Origin of the sequence: Mesorhizobium sp. M7A.F.Ca.US.006.04.2.1, from assembly GCF_004022915.1 — a bacterium.
Taxonomy (GTDB): Bacteria; Pseudomonadota; Alphaproteobacteria; order Rhizobiales; family Rhizobiaceae; genus Mesorhizobium; species Mesorhizobium ciceri.
In genome coordinates, this window is record NZ_RZQA01001504.1 from 1 (window position 1) to 713 (window position 713).

The following is a 713-nucleotide window of genomic DNA, read 5'->3' on the forward strand; positions in this document are numbered from 1 at the left end:
GCCTGAACTTCACAAGGGCGATCCTGCGCCATGCGGCGCACGCCTTGCCGCAGATCATCGCCTCGATCGTGGCCTTGATCGCCTTTTGCGGCGGCCTTGCCTTCATGATCAGCCATCTCCTGGGCATCGATCCGCTGACCGCCTATCTGGCGACCAGCCCCGGCGGCATGGACAGCATCGCCATCATCGCTGCAGCAGCGCAGAACGTCGACATCTCTTTCGTCATGGCGCTGCAATCGGTGCGCTTCCTGATCGTGCTGCTGGTTGGCCCGAGCGTGGCGCGGCTGGTGGCGAGAGGCGTCAGGCAATAGGCAGCGGCTAGTCCTCGCCGCCCTCGCCCACGCTGTGCGCGTCCCGGCGCCAGTAGGCCGTAACCAGGTGGCGGTCGCGCGGCAGGCCCCACTGTTTACGCACGATCTTGCGGATCTCCCGGAAATCGCCAAATTCGCAACCGACCCAGACGTACAGGCCGTCGGCAAGCGCCATGTGCTTGCGCTCGCGCAAGGCGGCGGACAACAGGCCCGCGGTGCCGGCCTCGCGGCCGTGCCGGTAAAGCCAGGTGATGTCGATATTATCCCCTTGCGCCAGCGCCATCCGGTCGTCCGGCCCATCGATCTCGATCAGCGCCTCAGCGCGTGTTGACGGCGGCAGATCTTCCAGAATCCTGCCTATGGCGGGGAATGCTGGGTCGTCGCCGAGCAGAAGCAAAGGCT

General features: G+C 65.6%; 2 protein-coding genes. One reads left to right on the forward strand and one right to left on the reverse strand.

Translation table 11 applies throughout. The features are described from left to right. Nucleotides 1-311, forward strand: a 311-nt coding sequence (locus EN925_RS38365; RefSeq protein WP_164894800.1) for an AbrB family transcriptional regulator, incomplete at its 5' end; no start/stop codon positions are given. Between the two features lie 7 nt (nucleotides 312-318). On the opposite strand, the gene EN925_RS38370 is transcribed toward EN925_RS38365, so the two are convergent. After that, nucleotides 319-713, reverse strand: a 395-nt coding sequence (locus EN925_RS38370) for a siderophore-interacting protein (RefSeq protein WP_164894801.1), incomplete at its 5' end; no start/stop codon positions are given.